The sequence below is a fragment of the Kitasatospora sp. NPDC058046 genome (genome assembly GCF_042885595.1).
In the GTDB taxonomy this organism is placed as follows: Bacteria; Actinomycetota; Actinomycetes; order Streptomycetales; family Streptomycetaceae; genus Kitasatospora.
In genome coordinates this window covers 175,668-193,767 of the sequence record NZ_JBHVRS010000022.1, presented here as the reverse complement: position 1 = coordinate 193,767, position 18,100 = coordinate 175,668, and the positions used below count along the sequence as shown (strand labels likewise).

The 18,100-nt window shown below is 73.8% G+C and carries 15 protein-coding genes; 9 read left to right on the top strand and 6 right to left on the bottom strand.

Features of this window, described 5'->3' with window-relative positions; all coding sequences use genetic code 11:
* The first annotated feature begins 442 nt into the window (after window positions 1–442).
* Window positions 443–943, top strand: a complete 501-nt coding sequence (locus ACFVU7_RS35090) for a hypothetical protein (RefSeq protein ID WP_388049283.1) — start codon at window positions 443–445, stop codon at window positions 941–943.
* Between the two features lie 83 nt (window positions 944–1,026).
* Here ACFVU7_RS35090 and ACFVU7_RS35085 read toward each other — a convergent pair whose 3' ends face one another.
* Window positions 1,027–2,469: a BTAD domain-containing putative transcriptional regulator gene (locus tag ACFVU7_RS35085; protein ID WP_181970653.1), complete on the bottom strand. Its 1,443-nt coding sequence runs from the start codon at window positions 2,467–2,469 to the stop codon at window positions 1,027–1,029.
* A 154-nt stretch (window positions 2,470–2,623) separates the two neighbouring features.
* Here ACFVU7_RS35085 and ACFVU7_RS35080 point away from each other — a divergent pair, with 154 nt between their 5' ends.
* The 5 genes from ACFVU7_RS35080 to ACFVU7_RS35060 all read left to right on the top strand — a co-directional run bounded on the left by ACFVU7_RS35080 (window position 2,624) and on the right by ACFVU7_RS35060 (window position 9,092).
* A complete protein-coding gene (locus ACFVU7_RS35080) occupies window positions 2,624–5,557 on the top strand; it encodes a BTAD domain-containing putative transcriptional regulator (protein WP_388049279.1) in 2,934 nt (977 codons plus the stop codon).
* Window positions 5,558–5,690: 133 nt separating this feature from the next.
* On the top strand, window positions 5,691–6,599 hold the full coding sequence (locus ACFVU7_RS35075; protein ID WP_181970652.1) for a CAP domain-containing protein: 909 nt from the start codon (window positions 5,691–5,693) through the stop codon (window positions 6,597–6,599).
* 42 nt (window positions 6,600–6,641) lie between these two features.
* Window positions 6,642–7,502: a peptidoglycan-binding protein gene (locus ACFVU7_RS35070; protein WP_375876361.1), complete on the top strand. Its 861-nt coding sequence runs from the start codon at window positions 6,642–6,644 to the stop codon at window positions 7,500–7,502.
* Window positions 7,503–7,537: 35 nt separating this feature from the next.
* Window positions 7,538–8,104 carry an RICIN domain-containing protein gene (locus ACFVU7_RS35065; protein ID WP_388049275.1) on the top strand — a complete coding sequence of 189 codons (567 nt, stop codon included), beginning with the start codon at window positions 7,538–7,540 and terminating at the stop codon, window positions 8,102–8,104.
* 280 nt (window positions 8,105–8,384) lie between these two features.
* Complete coding sequence (locus ACFVU7_RS35060) at window positions 8,385–9,092, top strand: hypothetical protein (RefSeq protein ID WP_388049272.1); 708 nt, start codon at window positions 8,385–8,387, stop codon at window positions 9,090–9,092.
* A gap of 53 nt (window positions 9,093–9,145) precedes the next feature.
* On the opposite strand, the gene ACFVU7_RS35055 is transcribed toward ACFVU7_RS35060, so the two are convergent.
* Window positions 9,146–9,811, bottom strand: a complete 666-nt coding sequence (locus ACFVU7_RS35055; RefSeq protein ID WP_388049270.1) for a TetR/AcrR family transcriptional regulator — start codon at window positions 9,809–9,811, stop codon at window positions 9,146–9,148.
* 325 nt (window positions 9,812–10,136) lie between these two features.
* On the opposite strand from ACFVU7_RS35055, the gene ACFVU7_RS35050 reads away from it, so the two are divergent.
* From ACFVU7_RS35050 to ACFVU7_RS35040, 3 genes are all read left to right on the top strand, one after another.
* Window positions 10,137–10,595 carry a DUF6542 domain-containing protein gene (locus ACFVU7_RS35050; protein WP_049656675.1) on the top strand — a complete coding sequence of 153 codons (459 nt, stop codon included), beginning with the start codon at window positions 10,137–10,139 and terminating at the stop codon, window positions 10,593–10,595.
* On the top strand, window positions 10,588–12,222 hold the full coding sequence (locus tag ACFVU7_RS35045) for an LCP family protein (protein WP_117489185.1): 1,635 nt from the start codon (window positions 10,588–10,590) through the stop codon (window positions 12,220–12,222). The genes ACFVU7_RS35050 and ACFVU7_RS35045 overlap by 8 nt, the downstream gene beginning before the upstream one ends.
* A 179-nt stretch (window positions 12,223–12,401) precedes the next feature.
* The gene (locus ACFVU7_RS35040) at window positions 12,402–12,791 is read left to right on the top strand and encodes a VOC family protein (RefSeq protein WP_388049289.1); all 390 of its coding nucleotides are present in this window, start codon (window positions 12,402–12,404) and stop codon (window positions 12,789–12,791) included.
* Window positions 12,792–12,866: 75 nt separating this feature from the next.
* Here ACFVU7_RS35040 and ACFVU7_RS35035 read toward each other — a convergent pair whose 3' ends face one another.
* The 4 genes from ACFVU7_RS35035 to ACFVU7_RS35020 all read right to left on the bottom strand — a co-directional run bounded on the left by ACFVU7_RS35035 (window position 12,867) and on the right by ACFVU7_RS35020 (window position 18,049).
* Window positions 12,867–13,922, bottom strand: coding sequence for a 2-oxoacid:ferredoxin oxidoreductase subunit beta (locus ACFVU7_RS35035; protein ID WP_388049266.1), 1,056 nt, complete (start codon window positions 13,920–13,922; stop codon window positions 12,867–12,869).
* Window positions 13,919–15,916, bottom strand: a complete 1,998-nt coding sequence (locus ACFVU7_RS35030; protein WP_049652544.1) for a 2-oxoacid:acceptor oxidoreductase subunit alpha — start codon at window positions 15,914–15,916, stop codon at window positions 13,919–13,921. The genes ACFVU7_RS35035 and ACFVU7_RS35030 overlap by 4 nt, the downstream gene beginning before the upstream one ends.
* Before the next feature lie 277 nt (window positions 15,917–16,193).
* A complete protein-coding gene (locus ACFVU7_RS35025) occupies window positions 16,194–16,856 on the bottom strand; it encodes a response regulator transcription factor (RefSeq protein ID WP_049652547.1) in 663 nt (220 codons plus the stop codon).
* 182 nt (window positions 16,857–17,038) lie between these two features.
* Window positions 17,039–18,049 (bottom strand): polyprenyl synthetase family protein, encoded by a 1,011-nt coding sequence (locus ACFVU7_RS35020; RefSeq protein ID WP_049652569.1) that lies wholly within the window; start codon window positions 18,047–18,049, stop codon window positions 17,039–17,041.
* Between the last annotated feature and the right edge of the window lie 51 nt (window positions 18,050–18,100).

The window sequence follows — 18,100 nt, the reverse complement described above, 5'->3', positions numbered from 1 at the left end:
TCCAACTCGCCGGTGTCTTCCGGGGTTTGACGCCCTGTCCGACGTTTCAAACTCTAGCCGATCCCCGCTCCGAAAAGCGAATCCGACCGCAACCCAATAAACATGCACACCGAATGCGCACCAGGCCGCGACGCGAAAACGACGAAGCGACCCGGCCCGAACCGGGAAGTGGTGTTTCAGAGGATTGGCCACCCCGGGACCGTCCGCGCGGCTGCGTGTCCGGTGCTCCCTGTCAGGCGACTAGGAGACACTACTCCCACTCCGGGCCCAAGCCAAATGCCCCTGGTCCCGCCGTGGGCCCCGGCCCGCCGGCCCGGCCCCCGGACCCCGTTAAACGGCGGCGTTCATCGTTTGTCTACCGCCTTCCACCAAGCTCGTGCCACACCGCGCCCCGAGGACCTGGCGGGCGCGAACGCACGAGAGAACCACGAGGCACGGGTACATGAAGACGACGAAGACCCTCCGGCAGATCGCCCTGGCCACCGCCACCACCGCGCTCGCCCTGGCCGGGACCGTGGCGTCGACCGGTACCGCGGAGGCCGCGATCGAGCGGGCCGTCGACCACGTCTCCATCTGGGACGACGAGCCGCTCTACCAGGGCTGGTACATCGAGTCCGGCTCCACCCGGATGATCATGCAGCCCGACGGCAACTTCGTCGTCTACCAGTACGGGACCCAGGTCAAGATGGCCAGCGGCACCGTCGGCTGCGGCTACAAGGCCGTCATGCAGGTCGACGGCAACTTCGTCGTCTACTCCGCCAACGGCGACGCCTGCTGGTCCTCCGGCACCTACGGCCACCCGCACGCCAAGCTGACCGTCACCGCCGGCGGCACCTCCGGCGTCTACTGGAACGGCGGCGGCATCCCGCGTCTCCCCCACTCCTCCAACCCCGGCCCCATCCCCGGCTCCGGCTCGGTCTTCTTCTCCTCCGACCTCTACTGAACCGGCCCCGGTTACCGAGCAGGCCAGGGTTGCCGGGAGAGTCAGGGTCGCCGGGAGGGTCAGGGTCGCCGGGAGAGCCGGCGTTACTGGGCCCGCCCCGGCCCGTCGGCCCGCAGGGCGAGCCACCGCACCAGGTCGGCCACCGACCACTGCGGCCGGGAGGCGAGCCGCTCCGCCGCCGTGCGCAGCAGGACCGGCAGGTGGCCGCAGAGCGCGGCCACCTCGGCCACCGCCTCCGGCTCCCGCCGGACCCGGTCCGCGCCGGCGATCCGGGCCAGCAGTTCGTAGGCGTCGTGCGGCTCCAGCGGTCCCACCGCGAGCCGTACGGCGCCGTCGGGCAGGGTGCCCGGTTCGGCGCCCGCCACCACCGCCGCGCAGCCGGGCACCGACGGCAGCAGCACGCCCGGCTCGGCCACCCCGTCCAGCAGGACCAGCACCCGGCGCCCGGCGAGCAGCCCGCGGTAGCGCGCGCCGAGCTCCTCGACGTCCGCGCCCGCCGCCGGCCGGTCCCCCAGCGCCCGCAGGAAGCCGGCGAGCACCACACCGGCCCCGCCGCCGCCCGCGTACAGCCGACCGTCCGGGAAGGCGTCCTGGACGGTGTGCGCCACGTGCACCGCCAGCGCCGACGCGCCGCAGCCCGCCGGACCGGACAGCCCCAGGACCGGCGCCCCGGCCGCCCGCAGCACCCGCTCCGCCTCCCGCACCTGTGCCGCCCGCCCGACCAGGTCCGGGATGTCCGGCGGCAGCTGGCTCGGCCTCGGCAGCCGCCGCAGCAGCACCGGGGCCTCGCCGCGCCGGATCTGCCCGGCCAGTTCGACCAGCGCCGGGGCGGGTTCGAGACCGAGCTCCCCGTCCAGCCGCTCACGCAGCGCCTCGTACCCCGCCAGCGCCTCCGCCGTCCGGCCGCAGCGGTGCAGCGCCAGCAGGTGCAGCCGGTGCACCTCCTCGTCCTGCGGGTGCGAGGACGCCAGCCCGGCCAGCGGCTCCAGCGCCTCGGCGTGCCGGCCGAGCGACAGGTCCAGGTCGAGCAGGGTCTTCACCGCCGCGAACCGCCCGGCCGCCAGCCGTTCCCGGACCCGCTCGGCGAACGCCCCGGGCACCCCGTCCAGCGCCCGGTGCCCCTCCCAGGCGCCCAGCGCCCGCGCCAGCGACTCGCGCGCCCGCAGCGGATCCTGGTGACGCAGCGCGACGGCCTCCGCCACCTCGGCCTCGTAACGGAAGAGGTCCACCGCCGTGCGCGGCGCCTCCAGCCGGTAGCCGCCCGCCGCCCCGACCAGCAGCCCGGGCTCGCCCAGGGCCCGCCGCAGACGGTGGACGTGGGTGCCGATCTGCCCGACCGGATCCTTCGGCCAGCGGGTTTCGTCCGCCCCCCACAGGTCCTCGACCAGCCGATCCGTGGACACCAGCTGCCCCGGCGGGACCAGCAGGGCCGCGAGCACGGCCCGCTGCTGCGGTCGGCCGAGGTCGAGCTCACGACCGTCGTGCCGGGCCCGCAGCGGCCCCAGCAGGCTGAAAACGAGCCCCACGGCCCACCCCTCGAAGCCCTCGATCCCGGTGCACAACCTGTGCACGATCCGGTGCACAATCTGTGACAGAGCATAGGCCGCCGGGGTATGGGGGCCCACCGTCCGGACGGAACTGGCGGGATCCCGGCGCAGGACGACTTTCGGGGACGGGTAGATGGGTGACATGGGGGGTTCCGGGCTGCGGTTCGGACTGCTGGGACCGCTGCGGGCCTGGTACGGGGAGCTGGAACTGGAGTTGGGCCGGCCGCAGCAGCGGGCCGTGCTCGCCGTGCTGCTGGCCGCCGCCGGGCGCACGGTGTCGGTCCCGGTGCTGGTCGAGGGGGTGTGGGGCGGGGCCGCGCCGGCCGACCCGCGCAAGGCCGTCCAGCTCGCCGTCTCCCGGCTGCGCACCGCGTTCCGGCCGTACGCCGGGGACGACCCGGACCGGATGCCGCTGGTGCGCGTCGGCGACGGCTACGCGTTCAGGGCGCCCGGCAGCGAGGTGGACGCCGCCGCCTGGGAGGCGCTGGTGGCCGAGGCCGAGCGGCTGCGCGAGGCGGGCGCCCCGCCGCGGGAGGTGCGGGAGGTGCTGCGCCGCGCCCACCGGCTCTGGGTCGGCGAGGCGCTGGCCGGACTGCCCGGGCCGCACGCCGAGGCCGTCCGCACCCGCCTCACCGAACAGCGGGTCTCGGCCAAGGAGACGGAACTGGAGCTGGACGCCGACCTCGGCGACCGCACCGACCTCACCGCGGCGATCGCCGCCCTCGCCCTGGAGCACCCCGGCCGCCCCCGGCTCACCACCGTCCTGATGCGCGCCCTCTACCAGGCCGGGCGCAAGGCCGAGGCGCTCGCCGTGTACGAGGACGCCCGCGCCTCGCTCCCGCCCGGCGAGGACGCCCCCGCCGAGCTCCAGCTGCGGATCCTGCGCGAGGACGCCGCCCTGCTGCCCGCCGGCGCCGCCCAGGCCGGGCCCGCCGCCGACGCCCCCGGCGCCGCCGACACCTGGCGGGCGCCCGACCAGCTGCCGTCCGGCCTGCCCGACTTCACCGGCCGCACCGAGGAGGTCGAGGCCCTCACCGACCGCCTCGCCGGCGCCGGCGGACGGGCCGTCGTGGTCTCCGCCCTGGACGGCATGGGCGGCGTCGGCAAGACCACCCTCGCCGTGCACGTGGCCCGCCGGACCCGCGACCGCTTCCCCGACGGGCAGCTCTTCGCCGACCTGCGCGGCGCCGACCGCACCCCGCCCGACCCCGGCACGGTGCTCGCCGGCTTCCTGCGGGACCTCGGCGTCGCCCCCGGCGAGATCCCCCCGGACACCGGGGAGCGCAGCGCGCTCTACCGCTCGGCCCTGGCCGGGCGGCGCGTCCTGGTCGTCCTCGACAACGCGGCCACCCCCGGCCACGTCGAACCCCTGCTGCCCGGCTCGCCCGGCTGCGCCGTCCTCGTCACCAGCCGCCACCGGCTGGCCGGCCTCGCCGGAGCCCACCAGCTGCGCCTGGACACCCTGCCGCCAGGGCAGGCGCTGGAACTGCTCACCCGGATCGTCGGCGCCGAACGCGTCGCCGCCGAGCCCGGGGCCGCCGAGGAGGTCGTCCGGGCCTGCGGGCTGCTGCCGCTCGCCGTCCGCATCGTCGCCTCCCGGCTCGCCGCCGACCCCGCGCTCACCCTGGCCACCCTCGCCGAGGGCCTGCGCCGGGAGCACCGGCTGGCCGAACTCAGCGACGGCGAACGGACGGTGGAGGCCAGCTTCGCGCTCTCCTACCACCGCCTCGACGTCGAACTGGCCCGTGCCTTCCGGCTGCTCGCCCTGCCCGACGCCCCCGACATCCCGCTGCCCTGCGCCGCCGTCCTGCTCGACCGCACCGAGGCCGAGACCGACGAACTCCTCGAAACCCTCGTCGACCTCAACCTCCTGCAGTCCCCCCGCTTCGGCCGGTACGGCTACCACGACCTGGTCCGCGCCTACGCCCGCGGCCGGCTCGCCGCCGAGGACGGCCCCGCCGAACGCACCGCGGCCACCGGACGGCTGCTCGACTTCTGCCTCGCCACCGCCCGCAACGCCGACGTCGCCGCCCGCAAGCCCGACCCGGTCGAACTCAGCCTGCTCGACGTGCCGGTGCCGCACCCCGGCCGGCCCGTCGCCGACGGCACGGAGGCCGTGCGCTGGATGCGCGAGCAGGCCGAGGTGCACGCCGCCGTCATCGCCCTGAGCTGCGCCGACCCGGCCCTGCCGCTCGACCGCGCCGTCGAACTCGCCGACCGGATGGGCGCGGTGCTCGCCGAACGCACCCAGACCACCGTCATCGCCGACCTCGCCGAACGCCTGGCCGGCGAGGCCGAGGCACGCGGCGACCACGGCCCGCTCGCCCTCGCCCGGTACGTGCGCGGCAGCATGCTCTGGCACGTCAACCGCTACGCCGAGTCCGTGGAGGAGATCCGCCGGGCCGTCGAGGTCTGCACCACCACCGGCACCGACCGGGTGCTCGCCAAGGCCCTGCTCACCCTCGGCGGCAACGCCCGCGTGCACGGCCGCTACGCCGAGGCCGCCGAACACGCCGGCCGGGCCGCCGGGCTGTTCCACCGCCTGGGGGCCGGACGCTCCGAGGGCAGCGCGCTCGGCGAGTTCGCCTTCAGCTGCGCCCAGACCGGCCGGCTCGACGAGGCCCGGGAGGCCGCCGAGCGCAGCGCCCGCCTGATGCGCGACTCGGGGCCGGTCTCCGCCGCGATCGGCCGCTACTACCTCGCCCGGGTGCTGCGGCTGTGCGGCGACCCGGAGGCGGCGCTCGACCACGCCGTCGGCGCCCGCGACGAGTTCACCGCCCTCCAGGTCACCGTCTTCGCCGCCGCGTCCGGCGACCTCGCCGCCCGCATCCACGCCGAGGCCGGCCGCTGGCTGCTCGCCGTCGACGCGGCCGAGGCGGTCCTCCCGCTCGCCCGGCGCACCAGCCCCGCCCTGGAGGGCGCCCTGCTGCGCACCCTCGGCACCGCGCTCACCGGCCTCGGCCGCCCGAGCCAGGCCCGGGCCTGTATGACGGACTCCCTGGAGGTGTACGAGCGACTGGGGCTCACCGAGGAATCGGCGCAGGTCAGGGCCCTTCTGGCGCGGTAGACACGGCATCAACGGCGGCACCGGCCACGCGTGTTGACCGGCCGTCTACCGCCGTGCAGGAACGTCTCTCTCGTCAGGCCCCGGGCCGCAGCGGTTGCGGCCCGGGGCGACACCACAGACGAGAGGCGCCACCATGCCCACGCTCCCGCAGCACGGCCAGACCTGGACGATCAAGTCCGCCAACGGAACCGTCGCCGACGTCCGTTCCAGCCAGACCGCCGCCGGCACCGCCGTCCAGTCCTGGGGCTCCAACGGCACCACCGCCCAGGGCTGGACCTTCTGGGCCAAGGAGAACGGCAGCTTCCTCCTGGAGACCCAGCTCACCACCGGCAAGCACGTCGGCGGCCAGGCCATGGTCATGGACTTCAACTACTCCACCGGCCAGGCCTGGCTGTACAACGAGCACAACCAGCCCAACCAGCACTGGTGCTTCGAGCCCCTCGACAACGACTGGGTCCGCATCCGCACCACCCGCACCAACGAGGGCATGCTCTACCTCACCGCGGCCGCCCCCGGCTCGCCGCTCACCCTCTCCAGGCAGGACGACGGCAACCCGGCGCAGCGCTGGCAGCTCGTCCCGGCCGGGGGCATCAGCAGCGGCGGCGGCCAGCAGCAGCCCCAGCCCCAGCCGCAGCCCCAGCCCGGCGGTGGCGGCGGCGGTGACTTCCGCTCCGAGATGCTGAACGCCGTCAACGCCGAGCGCGGCCGGGTCGGCGCCCCGCCGGTGCGCCTGGACGACCGCCTCAGCGCGGCCGCCCAGCGCCACGCCAACGACATGGCCTCGCACGACCTCACCCAGCACAACGGCACCGACGGCAGCTCCCCCTGGGACCGCATCGCGGCCGCCGGCTTCGTCTCCCGCTCCTCCGCCGAGAACGTCACCCCGAGCAACAGCGTGCCGGAGGCGATGCAGATGTGGATGAACAGCCCGGGCCACCGGGTGAACATCCTCAACCCCGACTACAACTACATCGGCATCGGCTACGCGCCCCGCCAGCGCGGCAACTGGGGCCGCTACGTGCAGACCTTCGGCAAGGCCTGAGACCCCGACCGGCACCCTTCCACGAACAAGGAGTCCACACCCATGTCCTCGAACGCGGCGGACCTGATCCGCATCGCCCGAGACGAGGTCGGCTACCACGAGGGTCGCAGCGGCGGGCACTGGAACAACATCCAGAAGTTCTCCCCCGCCGTCGCCGGCCTGGAGTGGTCCCAGGGCGAGGCCTGGTGCGCCACCTTCGTCTCCTGGTGCGCCGAGCAGTCCGGCAACGCCGGGCGCTTCCCGGTGACCGCCTCCTGCGCGGAGGGCGTCGCCTGGTTCAAGGAGCGCGACCGCTTCACCGAGTACCCGGTGATCGGCGGCCAGGTCTTCTTCGGGCCCGGCGGCGGCAGCCACACCGGCATCTGCATCGCCTACACCAGTTCCACCATCACCACCGTCGAGGGCAACACCAACGACGGCGGCAGCGCCGAGGGCGACGGCGTCTACCTCAAGACCCGTGAGCGCCGCTCGGACTGGGTCTACGGCTACGGCATCCCGGACTTCGCCGAGGGCGCGGTCCTCGCCGACCCGGAGTGGAAGGACCGGCCCGGGGCGCTCTACTTCGGGCAGGAGGCCTCCGCGGAGGACAGCCCCGACGGCGGGGCCCCGTCCGGCGGAGCCGCTCCGGCGGGCGGCGGCGGTGACGGCGGCGACGGCTACGAGCCCTTCCCCGGCGCCGACTTCTTCCACGACGGCCAGAACAGCGACGTCATCACCCGGATGGGCGAGCGCCTCGTCGCCGAGGGCTGCTCCGCCTACGCCGAGGGCCCCGGCCCCGAGTGGTCCGACGCGGACCGCGAGTCCTTCCGCAACTGGCAGCACAAGCTCGGCGACTCGGGCGCGGACGCCGACGGCGTCCCCGGCCCCAAGCAGTGGGCCGCGCTCGCGGTCCCGCGCGGCTGAGCCGGCCCGCCCACCACACCAGAAGGAGAGACCCGATGAGAACCACCACCCGTACCCGCAGGCTCCTCGCCTCGCTCGGGGCCGTCACTGCCGTCGCGGGGGCGGTCGTGGCCGGCGCGCCGGCGGCACAGGCGGCACAGGCCGGCGCCTGCGACCTGTCGCCGTCCGTGGGAGCCTTCGCGGCCGTGAACAACGGCTCCGGCGCCGGAGCGCTCGACCTCTTCCACAACGTCGAGGCCAACGGTCAGCCGATCATCGTCTGGCCGGCCAACCAGTCGCCCGCGCAGACCTGGTCGTTCTGGAAGTACTGCGACGGCACCACGGCGATCGCGCACGGGCAGGGCAAGGTGATCGACCTCGACACCGGTTCGGGCGCCGTCCACCTCTGGGACACCCCCGGCGGACTGGACGGCCTCAACCGGCCGGCCGGCGACTGGATGCCCGCCAACCAGAAGTGGCGGCTGACCGACGAGGACCACGGCTGGTACCTGGTCCGCAACGCGGCCACCGGGCAGTGCCTCACCTCCATCGGCGGCGGCCAGGCCACCGGGGTGGCCTCCTGCGACCCCGCCGCCCCGGCCCAGCGCTGGCTGCTCGGCTGACGAACCACCGGGCCCGGTCCGCTCTCCAGGCCGAGCGGACCGGGCCCGGTCTCCTCCGGGTGCCCCACGGCCCCCCGCGCCGACGCCGGTCGGCCCCTCGCCGGCCCCCGTCCGGGCGGCTGATCACGACTCGGCATCCCTTGTCACGGTGGCGCGAGGGACTCGTCACGACCGTGTCAAGGACGCGTCGAAGCCATGGCCCCGCTCGTTCGCGCTGCGCTATGAACGTCCCTCAGGAGGACCACCGGCACCGGGGGTCCGCTACCACGGGGGACATCACGTGAAGCCCATCCGCAGCAGTCGTCGCGCCCTGGCCCTGGCCTCACTGGCCGCGGTCGGCGCGCTCACCCTGACCGCCTGCAACGACGACGCCTCGTCGTCCGACACCGCCAAGACCCCGCCGGCGACCGGTGCGCCCGCCACCCAGGCCGCCTCGCCGAGCACCGCGGCCACCACCCCGGCCGCCTCCGGTGCGGCCTCCGTCCCGGCGGGCGGCGCCGGGTCCGGTTCGGCCACCGCGCCCGCGCCGGCCGGCAGCGCCCCGGCGGCCGGGACCACGCTGAAGCTCGGCGACGCCGCCACCGTCCCGTTCAGCTCGGGCAGCACCAAGGGCACCATCGCGCTCGCGGTCACCTCGATCGAGAAGGGCGACCCGGCCGACCTCGCCCCGCTCAACCTGGGCGACAAGGCCAAGGGCCTGGTGCCGTACTACATCCACTACAAGGTCACCAACGCCGGCGGCACCGACCTCTCCTACACCAGCGTCAGCCACATGAAGGGCCTGCTGGCGGACGGCACCGAGGCGCAGGAGCTGATGGTCATCGGCTCCTTCGCCAAGTGCAAGAGCGAGTCGCTGCCCAAGGGCTTCACCAACGGCCAGTCCGCCACCTCCTGCGCGGTGGCGATGTCCCCGGAGGCCTCCAAGGTCGCGGGCGCCGAGTACTGGGGCGAGCCGTACACCCTCGGCAAGGGCCTCAACTGGAAGTGATCCACGGGTGGTCCGGGCGGGGGCGGCGGCCGGCCGCTCCCGCCCGGGCGGGCTCAGCCCCGTGCCGCCGAGGACGCCTCCGCCGCCTCCGGCGCGCCGTGGATCCGCAGGAAGGCGTCCACACCGGCCGTCGCGATCCGCTCGACCTCCTCGTCCGCCACCGGGAGCGCGCCCCAGAAGGAGCGCTCGGCGACGCCGTGGAAGGTCAGCAGGGTGAACTGCTCGGCGGCCAGGGCGGCGTCCTCGGCCGCGAGCAGCCCGCGCCCGGCGAGCGCCTCGACGTGCTGCGCGAGCGCGCGCTGGGAGGCGACCGGGCCGGCCTCCAGCCAGGCCTCCAGGACGTCCGCCGGGATGTTGGCCACCTCGGCCCGGATCGCCCGGCCGAGCGCCCCGTGCTCCCCGGCCGACAGCACGGCGCGGGCCCGCTCGACGGCGAAGTCGATCAGGTCCCGGCGCAGGTCCACCACCCGGCCGAGGTACGTCGCCATCAGCCCGTCGATGCGTTCGGTCAGTTCCGCCGAGGTCCGCAGGGCCACCGACAGGAAGAGGGTCTCCTTGTCGCCGAAGTGGTTGTAGACCGTCCGCTTGGACACCCCGGCCTCGGCCGCGATCGCGTCCATGCTGGCCCGGACGTACCCCTCGCGGCCGAACACCACCGTCGCGGCCCGGGTGATCGCCTCGCGCTTCTCCGGCCGTCCCGCTCCGCCCGTCGTCGCCACGGCCCTCTCCTCTTCCGTCGGCGCACCGGCCGACCCTCTCAGAAACTGCCCGGTGTAGTTTATCCAGGCCACGGAAGACCCGGACGTCCCGCCGAACGGACGTGCTCTATGCTGCGTACGACTTCTACACCCGTGTAGAAGACATTGGGAAGCGCCTCCCCCGATCACGGGTGGCCGGACCCCCGCACGGGAACCGGCCGACCGGCAACCGGCGTCCGGAACTGGCAGCGCCACGAACAGAGTTCCGGACCGACGAAACCGACGGACGGCACGCGGCGCAGGCGCCACCATGGCGCGCGGAACACGGGAACACCGGGGTGAGGGCGTGGCGGGGCAGCGAGGACGGTCGGCCGACCAGCGGACGCGCCGACGGGCGGCGGACAAACCGGCCGGGCACATACGCCCGCTGCCCGGCGGCCCCGCGCTGCCGGCGGCCCTCGCCCTCGGACTACCGCTGGCCGGCGCCGCGGTCGACGAGCTCTCCGGCCCCGGCATGGGCCTGGTCTTCGCCGTGGCCGCGGTGCTCGGCACCGGCCTGGCGGCGGCACTGAGCAGCCGCAACGGCTGGTGGTGGGTGCTCGCCACCTCGCCGCTGGTGGTCCTGGGCGTGACGGCCGTCGTCGAGTTCACCGCCCACCGCGACCGGTACCAGGGCAAGGGCCTGGCCACCGGCGCCGCGAAGTGGGTGGTGCACGGCTTTCCCGTGATGGCCGAGGCCGCGGCCGCGGCCGTCATCGTGATCGCGGTCCGGCTGGTCCGGGCGAGGAGGAGGCAGCATGGCTGACAACCCCGGGACCGACGGCGGCGCCGAGGCCCGCCGCCCCCGCCGCCCCTCACCCGCCCTGGTCGCGGGCCGGGTGGTGGCCTGCACCGTCGGCCTGGCGGTGTTCGCCGCCAGCGGGGTGGTCTGGTACGAGTACAAGCAGCTCACCGACGGGATGACCACCTCCGGCGTCATCGCCGAGACCAAGAAGGACGCCCCCAAGCACCTCGACAACTCGGTCAACCTGCTGCTGATCGGCCTGGACAGCCGCAAGAACATGGACGGCACGGACCTCCCGCCCGAGTTCGTCCAGGACGAGCTGCACGCAGGCCACAGCTCCGACATCGGCGGCTACAACACCAACTCGCTGATCCTGCTGCACATCCCGGCGAACGGCGGCAAGGTGCAGGCCGTCTCGATACCCCGCGACGACTACGTGATGACCTACGACGCCAACGGCTCCCAGATGGGCATGGCCAAGATCAAGGAGGCCTACGGCGCGGCCAAGGACAAGGCCGACGCCGGTCTGCGCGCCAAGGGCCTCAAGGGCGCCGACCTGGAGAAGGCCGGCCGGGACATCGGCCGCGCGGCCACCATCCGCACCGTGCAGAAGTTCCTCGACCAGCCCATCGACCACATCGCCGAGGTCAACCTGATGGGCTTCTACGACATCGCCAAGGCCCTCCAGCCGATCGAGGTCTGCCTCACCCACGACACCAAGGACCCGGCCATCGAGGGCCAGGGCTCCGGGGCCGACTTCCACAAGGGCGTCAACAAGCTCAACGCCTCCCAGGCGCTCTCCTTCGTCCGCCAGCGCCACAACCTCGACGGCCCGGACGGCAACACCGGCGACTTCGCCCGCACCCACCGCCAGCAGGCCTTCATCTCCTCCGTGGTGCACAACCTCAAGCAGAAGGGCGTCATCGGCGACCTCGGCAAGATGCAGGAGCTGATGGGGGTGATGCAGAAGGACCTGGTGATCGACAACGAGTGGAACGTGCTCGACTTCGCCCAGCAGGCCCCCAACCTCACCGGCGGCAACGTCGAGTTCAACACCCTGACCTTCGACGGGTTCGGCACCAAGAACGGCCAGGACGTCAACCTGGTGACCCCGGCGAAGGTCCAGAAGGTGGTCAAGCAGCTCTTCGGCTACGCCGACGCCGCCCCCGCGCCGGCCGACCCGGCCGCCGCCTCCGGCGCGCCCGCCACCCAGGCCCCCGCCGCGCCGCCGGCCGCCACCACGCCCCCGGCCGCCGCCGGGCCGGTCACCGTGGACGTCTTCAACGCCTCCTCCGCGGCCGGGGTCACCTCCGCCGACGAGGCCAAGGCCCTGGCCGGCCTGGGCTTCAAGGAGGGCCGCACCGGCTCGGCCGCCACCCGGCCGAAGACCACCACCGTCACCTACGGCAAGGGCGCCAAGGAGGCCGCCGAGCAGGTCGCGGCCCGCTACGGCGTGACCGCCACCGCGTCCGCCGCCACCGCCGCCGACCACGTCGTCGTCACCCTCGGCACCGGCTTCACCGGCGTCGCCGCCGACAAGCCCGCCGCCCCCGCCGGCGGCGCCCCGACCGACCCGGCCGCCAACCTGCCGATGCAGGGCCCGGCCGTCGACGCCCAGTCCGACGGCGGCATCCCCTGCGTCTACTGACGCGCGCCGCACCGGCCTCGCCGACCTCCTGAGGGAGGCTCCCCCACCCGGGGAGCCTCCCTCCGTCGTTTCCGGCCCCGTCCCGGATTCCGCGGAGACCCCTGGCGCAATTCTCCGTACTATGTATAGTGTACTGCGTACGGGATAACCGTGCGATGCCGACGAGAGGGTTCTCCGCCTTGCAGATCACCACGACCGCCGTCTCCCTGACCGTCGAGGACGTCACCACCTCCGCCGCCTTCCTCCGGCGGCACTTCGGCTACACCGAGCAGATGTCGGCCGACGGCTTCGTCTCGCTCGCGCACCCGGGCGGCGGGGTCAATGTCGTCTACCTGCGGCGCGGCCTCGAAGTCCTCCCCGAGGACCAGCGCCACCGGATCGCGGACGGCGTGATCCTGGCGTTCGTCGTCGAGGACATCGCCGCCGAGGAGCGGCGGCTGCGCGAGGAGGGGGTCGTGATCACCCTGCCGCTGCGCGAGGAGCCGTGGGGCGAGAAGCTCTTCCAGGTCGTCGACCCGAACGGGGTGGTCGTCGAACTGGTCGAGTGGGCCGAGCGGCAGGAGCGGTAGGAGCGGGCGACGACGACGCCCCCTGTCCCGACCGGGACAGGGGGCGTCGCTCGCTCCGACGGGACGGTCGGACGGTCAGTCCACCGTCCAGGTGTCGTTGCCGGCGAGCAGCGTGGCCAGGTCGCCCGGGCCGCGCCCGTCGGTGGCGGTGGCCAGCTGGCTCGCCATCAGCTCGTCGTAGACCGGCCGTTCGACGCTGCGCAGCACGCCGATCGGCGTGTGGTGCAGGGTGTCCGCGTCGGCGATCCGGGAGAGCGCGAAGGCGGTGGCGGGGCCGGCCGCGTGCGCGTCGTGGACCAGGACGTCCGCCTCGTTGTCCGCCGTGACCGGGGCGGTGAACAGCTCGCCGTCCGGGCCCCGGAAGACGCCGTTCGCCAGGTCCGCGCCGAAGCGGGCGGCCTTCCCGTGCTCCAGCCGGATCAGCGCCTCGTCCCGGCTGCCCGGGTCCTTCAGCACCTCGAAGGCGCCGTCGTTGAAGATGTTGCAGTTCTGGTAGATCTCCACCAGCGCCGTGCCCTGGTGCTCGGCGGCCGCCCGCAGCACCGACTGGAGGTGCTGGCGGTCCGAGTCGATGGTGCGCGCGACGAAGGTGGCCTCGGCGCCGATCGCCAGCGACAGCGGGTTGAACGGCGCGTCCAGCGAGCCCATCGGGGTGGACTTGGTGATCTTGCCGAGCTCACTGGTGGGCGAGTACTGGCCCTTGGTGAGGCCGTAGATACGGTTGTTGAACAACAGGATCTTCAAATTGACGTTCCGCCGCAGGGCGTGGATCAGGTGGTTGCCGCCGATCGACAGCGCGTCGCCGTCACCCGTCACCACCCAGACGCTCAGGTCCTGGCGCGAGGTGGCCAGCCCGGTCGCGATCGCCGGCGCCCGGCCGTGGATCGAGTGCACCCCGTAGGTGTTCATGTAGTACGGGAAGCGCGAGGAACAGCCGATGCCGGAGACGAACACCGTGTTCTCCCGCCTGATGCCCAGCTCCGGCATGAAGGACTGCACCGCCGCCAGGATCGCGTAGTCCCCGCAGCCCGGGCACCAGCGCACCTCCTGGTCGGTCTTGAAGTCCCGGGCGCTCTGCGGACCTTCGGCCTTGGGCACCAGTCGCAGGGACGGGAAGCCGCTCTCGCTCATCGGTTGTCCTCCTCGTCCAGGGTGCCGATCGCGGCCCACAGCACGTCCGCCAACTGGGCCGCCTTGAAGGGCAGTCCGCGCACCTGGTTGTAGGACTCGGCGTCCACCAGGTACTTCGCCCGCAGCAGCAGGGCCAGCTGCCCCAGGTTCATCTCGGGAACGATGATCTTCTCGTAACTCCGCAGCACCGAGCCCAGGTTGGCCGGGAACGGGTTGAGGTTGCGCAGGTGCGCCTGGGCGACCTCGCCGCCGTCCGCGCGCACCCGGCGCACCGCGGCGGTGATCGGCCCGTACGTCGAGCCCCAGCCGAGCACCAGCACCCGGGCGTCACCGCTCGGGTCGTCCACCTCGACCGGCTTCACCGTGATGCCGTCGACCTTGGCCTGCCGGGTACGGACCATGAAGTCGTGGTTGGCCGGGTCGTAGGAGATGTTGCCGGTGCCGTCCTGCTTCTCGATGCCGCCGATCCGGTGCTCCAGGCCGGGCGTGCCGGGCAGCGCCCAGGGCCTGGCCAGGGTCCGCGGATCGCGCAGGTACGGCCAGAAGGCGCCGTCCTCGCGGTTCGGGCCGGTGGCGAACTCCGGGTCGATCTCCGGCAGTTCGTCGACCTCGGGGATCCGCCAGGGCTCCGAGCCGTTGGCCAGGTAGCCGTCCGAGAGCAGGAACACCGGGGTGCGGTAGGTGACCGCGATCCGGGCCGCCTCCAGCGCCGCGTCGAAGCACTCCGCGGGCGTGGCCGGGGCGACGATCGGCACCGGCGCCTCGCCGTTGCGCCCGAACATCGCCTGCAGCAGGTCCGCCTGCTCGGTCTTGGTCGGCAGGCCGGTGGACGGGCCGCCGCGCTGGATGTCCACGACCAGCAGCGGCAGTTCGAGCGAGACGGCCAGGCCGATCGTCTCGGACTTCAGCGCGACACCAGGCCCGGAGGTGGTGGTCACCCCGAGCGCCCCGCCGAAGGCGGCGCCGAGCGCCGCGCCGACACCGGCGATCTCGTCCTCCGCCTGGAAGGTGCGCACCCCGAAGTCCTTGTGCCGGCTCAGCTCGTGCAGGATGTCCGAGGCCGGGGTGATCGGGTACGAGCCCAGGTACAGCGGGAGGCCGGAGCGCCGCGAGGCGGCGATCAGCCCGTAGGACAGCGCCAGGTTGCCGGAGATGTTGCGGTAGCGCCCGGCCGGGAGCCTGGCCGGCGGCACCTCGTAGGAGACGGCGAAGGACTCGGTGGTCTCGCCGAAGTTCCAGCCCGCCCGGAAGGCGGTGATGTTCGCCTCGGCGATCTGCGGCTTCTTGGCGAACTTGGTGCGCAGGAACGACTCCGTCCCGTGCGTGGGCCGGTGGTACATCCAGGACAGCAGGCCCAGGGCGAACATGTTCTTCGCCCGCTCGGCGTCCTTGCGGGCCAGGCCGCTGTCCTTGAGCGCCTCCAGGGTCAGCGTGGTCAGCGGCACCTTGTGCAGGTGGAAGCCGTCCAGCGAGCCGTCGCCCAGCGGGTCCGCCGGGTAACCGACCTTGGCCAGCGCCCGCTTGGTGAACTCGTCGGTGTTGACGATGATCTCGGCACCGCGCGGCAGGTCCGGCACGTTCGCCTTCAGCGCGGCCGGGTTCATCGCGACCAGCACGTTCGGGGCGTCGCCCGGGGTCAGGATGTCGTGGTCCGCGAAGTGCAGTTGGAAGGACGAGACGCCCGGCAGGGTGCCGGCGGGCGCCCGGATCTCGGCCGGGAAGTTCGGCAGCGTGGACAGGTCGTTGCCGAAGGACGCCGTCTCCGAGGTGAAACGGTCACCGGTCAGCTGCATGCCGTCACCGGAGTCGCCGGCGAAGCGAATGATCACCCGATCGAGTCTGCGGATGGGCTTGCCCGGCTTCACCGGAGGGCCGCCCGGGCCGGGCGGTCCGGCGGACGCGTCCGCACCCGCGTGCGCGTCTCCGCTCCCGGCGCGGGCCTCGTCGCCGTCCGGGCCGTCCACTGCCTCTGACTGATCGACCTGACTGGTCACTGCCGCGGACCTCCTCGTGGGCGCACCACCGCGGGCGCGGCCCCGTGCCCCGTCCGCCTGGTGCACCTCTCGCATCCTATGCGGGCCGACCCGACGGCGACCGGAAGCACGGCAGTTATTTCACCGGCCCGCGGCTGCACCGCACATGAACGTCAACGCCCGCCCGCCGGAGATCATTCCGGCTCGGACGGGCGGGCGCGAGCACCTCACGGGCGCATGGCCGAGATGCGCTCCCGGGGGCGCGCCCCGGGCGCCGGGGCGACGGAACCGGAGGGCGTCAGGAGTTGAGGTAGGTGAGCACGGCCAGCACCCGGCGGTGGTCCTCGGCGCTCTGAGCCAGTCCCAGCTTGAGGAAGATGTTGCTGACGTGCTTCTCCACCGCGCCGTCGGAGACCACCAGCTGCTTGGCCACCGCGGCGTTGGTGCGGCCCTCCGCCATCAGCCCGAGCACCTCGCGCTCGCGCGGCGTGAGATTGGCCAGAACGTCGCCCTTGCGGCTGCGGCTGAGGAGCTGCTGCACCACCTCCGGGTCCAGCGCGGTGCCGCCCTCGGCGACCCGGACCACCGCGTCGGCGAACTCGCGCACCTCGGCGACCCGGTCCTTCAGCAGGTACCCCACGCCCCGGGTCGAGCCGGCCAGCAGCTCCGAGGCGTAGCGCTCCTCCACGAACTGCGACAGCACCAGCACGCCCAGCTGCGGGTACCGGGCGCGCAGTTCCACGCAGGCGCGCAGGCCCTCGTCGGTGTGGTTCGGGGGCATCCGCACGTCGGAGACCACGACGTCCGGCAGGGCGTCGGCGGCCGCCAGGTCGTGGATGGTCTTCACCAGGGCGTCTCCGTCACCGACCCCGGCGACGACCTCCAGGCCGCGATCGGTGAGCAGCCGGGTCAGTCCCTCCCTGAGCAGTACGGAGTCCTCGGCGATGACGACGCGACGCATAACGACCTTCCGGGCAGGCGTGTGCTGACGGAAGTCAGTCTCCCCCATCCCGGGGCGGGCGGAGGGTCCGGGACGGGCCACCTCTCGGCCCGGCCCGGACGGCTCCCGGCGGTCCCGCCCGGAGCGGGGTCCCGCATCGTGCGGGGCCTCACCCGGAGCGGGGTCCTCCCCGGAGCGGGGCCTCACATCGTGCGGATCGCCACCGCGTCGCAGAGGCCCTCCAGGGCGGCCTTCGCGGCGCAGTCCGGCAGCGGCGCGAGCAGCGCCCGGGCCTCCTCGGCCCGGCGCAGGGTCTCGGCGCGGGCGCGCTCCAGCGCGGGGTGGGCCCGCAGCAGGCGCAGCGCCTCGGCGTGCAGGTCGTCGTCGGAGAGGTCCTGGTCGAGCAGTTCGCGCAGCCGGGCGTCGTCCGGGTCGGCCGGGTCGGCGGGCATCTGCTGCAGCAGCAGGGTCGGCAGGGTCGGCACGCCCTCGCGCAGGTCGGTGCCGGGGGTCTTGCCGGACTCGTGGCCGTCGCTGGCGATGTCGAGCACGTCGTCGGCCAGCTGGAAGGCGATGCCGATCCGCTCGCCGAACTCGCCGAGGGTGTCCACCAGCTCGCGCTCGGCACCGGCCATCAGCGCTCCTATCCGGCAGGAGACGGCGATCAGCGAGCCGGTCTTGCCCTCCAGGACGTCCAGGTAGTGCAGCAGCGGGTCCATGTCCTGGCCCGGGCCGCGGGTCTCCAGGATCTGGCCGGTGACCAGCCGCTCGAAGGCCTCGGCCTGCATCCGCACGGCCTCCGGGCCGAGGTCGGAGAGCACCTGGGAGGCGCGGGAGAACAGGAAGTCGCCGGTGAGGATGGCGACCGAGTTGTCCCAGCGGGAGTTGGCGCTCGGGGCGCCCCGGCGCACCGGCGCCTCGTCCATGACGTCGTCGTGGTAGAGCGTGGCCAGGTGGGTCAGTTCGACCACCACGGCGGCGGGCACCACGCCGGGCGCCCCCGGGTCGCCGAACTGGGCGGCCAGCAGCAGGAGCAGCGGGCGGAAGCGCTTGCCGCCGGCCTCGAGGAGGTGACTGGCGGTGACGGTGATGAAGGGGACGTCGCTCTTGACGGCCTCACCGAGCGCCGCCTCCACAGCGTCCAGTCCGGCCTGGACGTCCCGGGTCAGGTCGCGGTCCTGCACGCTGAGCCCGAAGGGTTCCACGACGGTCACGAAGACCACTCCTCTGTCCCTGGTCGATCTAGCGGCCTGGTCCCTGAGTGC

Coding starts and splice junctions, on each gene's coding strand:
- ACFVU7_RS35045 (WP_117489185.1), top strand. CDS start 10,588: ATGGCTGACAACCCCGGGACCGACGGCGGCGCCGAGGCCCGCCGCCCC.
- ACFVU7_RS35070 (WP_375876361.1), top strand. CDS start 6,642: ATGTCCTCGAACGCGGCGGACCTGATCCGCATCGCCCGAGACGAGGTC.
- ACFVU7_RS35080 (WP_388049279.1), top strand. CDS start 2,624: ATGGGTGACATGGGGGGTTCCGGGCTGCGGTTCGGACTGCTGGGACCG.
- ACFVU7_RS35025 (WP_049652547.1), bottom strand. CDS start 16,856: ATGCGTCGCGTCGTCATCGCCGAGGACTCCGTACTGCTCAGGGAGGGA.
- ACFVU7_RS35065 (WP_388049275.1), top strand. CDS start 7,538: ATGAGAACCACCACCCGTACCCGCAGGCTCCTCGCCTCGCTCGGGGCC.
- ACFVU7_RS35090 (WP_388049283.1), top strand. CDS start 443: ATGAAGACGACGAAGACCCTCCGGCAGATCGCCCTGGCCACCGCCACC.
- ACFVU7_RS35075 (WP_181970652.1), top strand. CDS start 5,691: ATGCCCACGCTCCCGCAGCACGGCCAGACCTGGACGATCAAGTCCGCC.
- ACFVU7_RS35035 (WP_388049266.1), bottom strand. CDS start 13,922: ATGAGCGAGAGCGGCTTCCCGTCCCTGCGACTGGTGCCCAAGGCCGAA.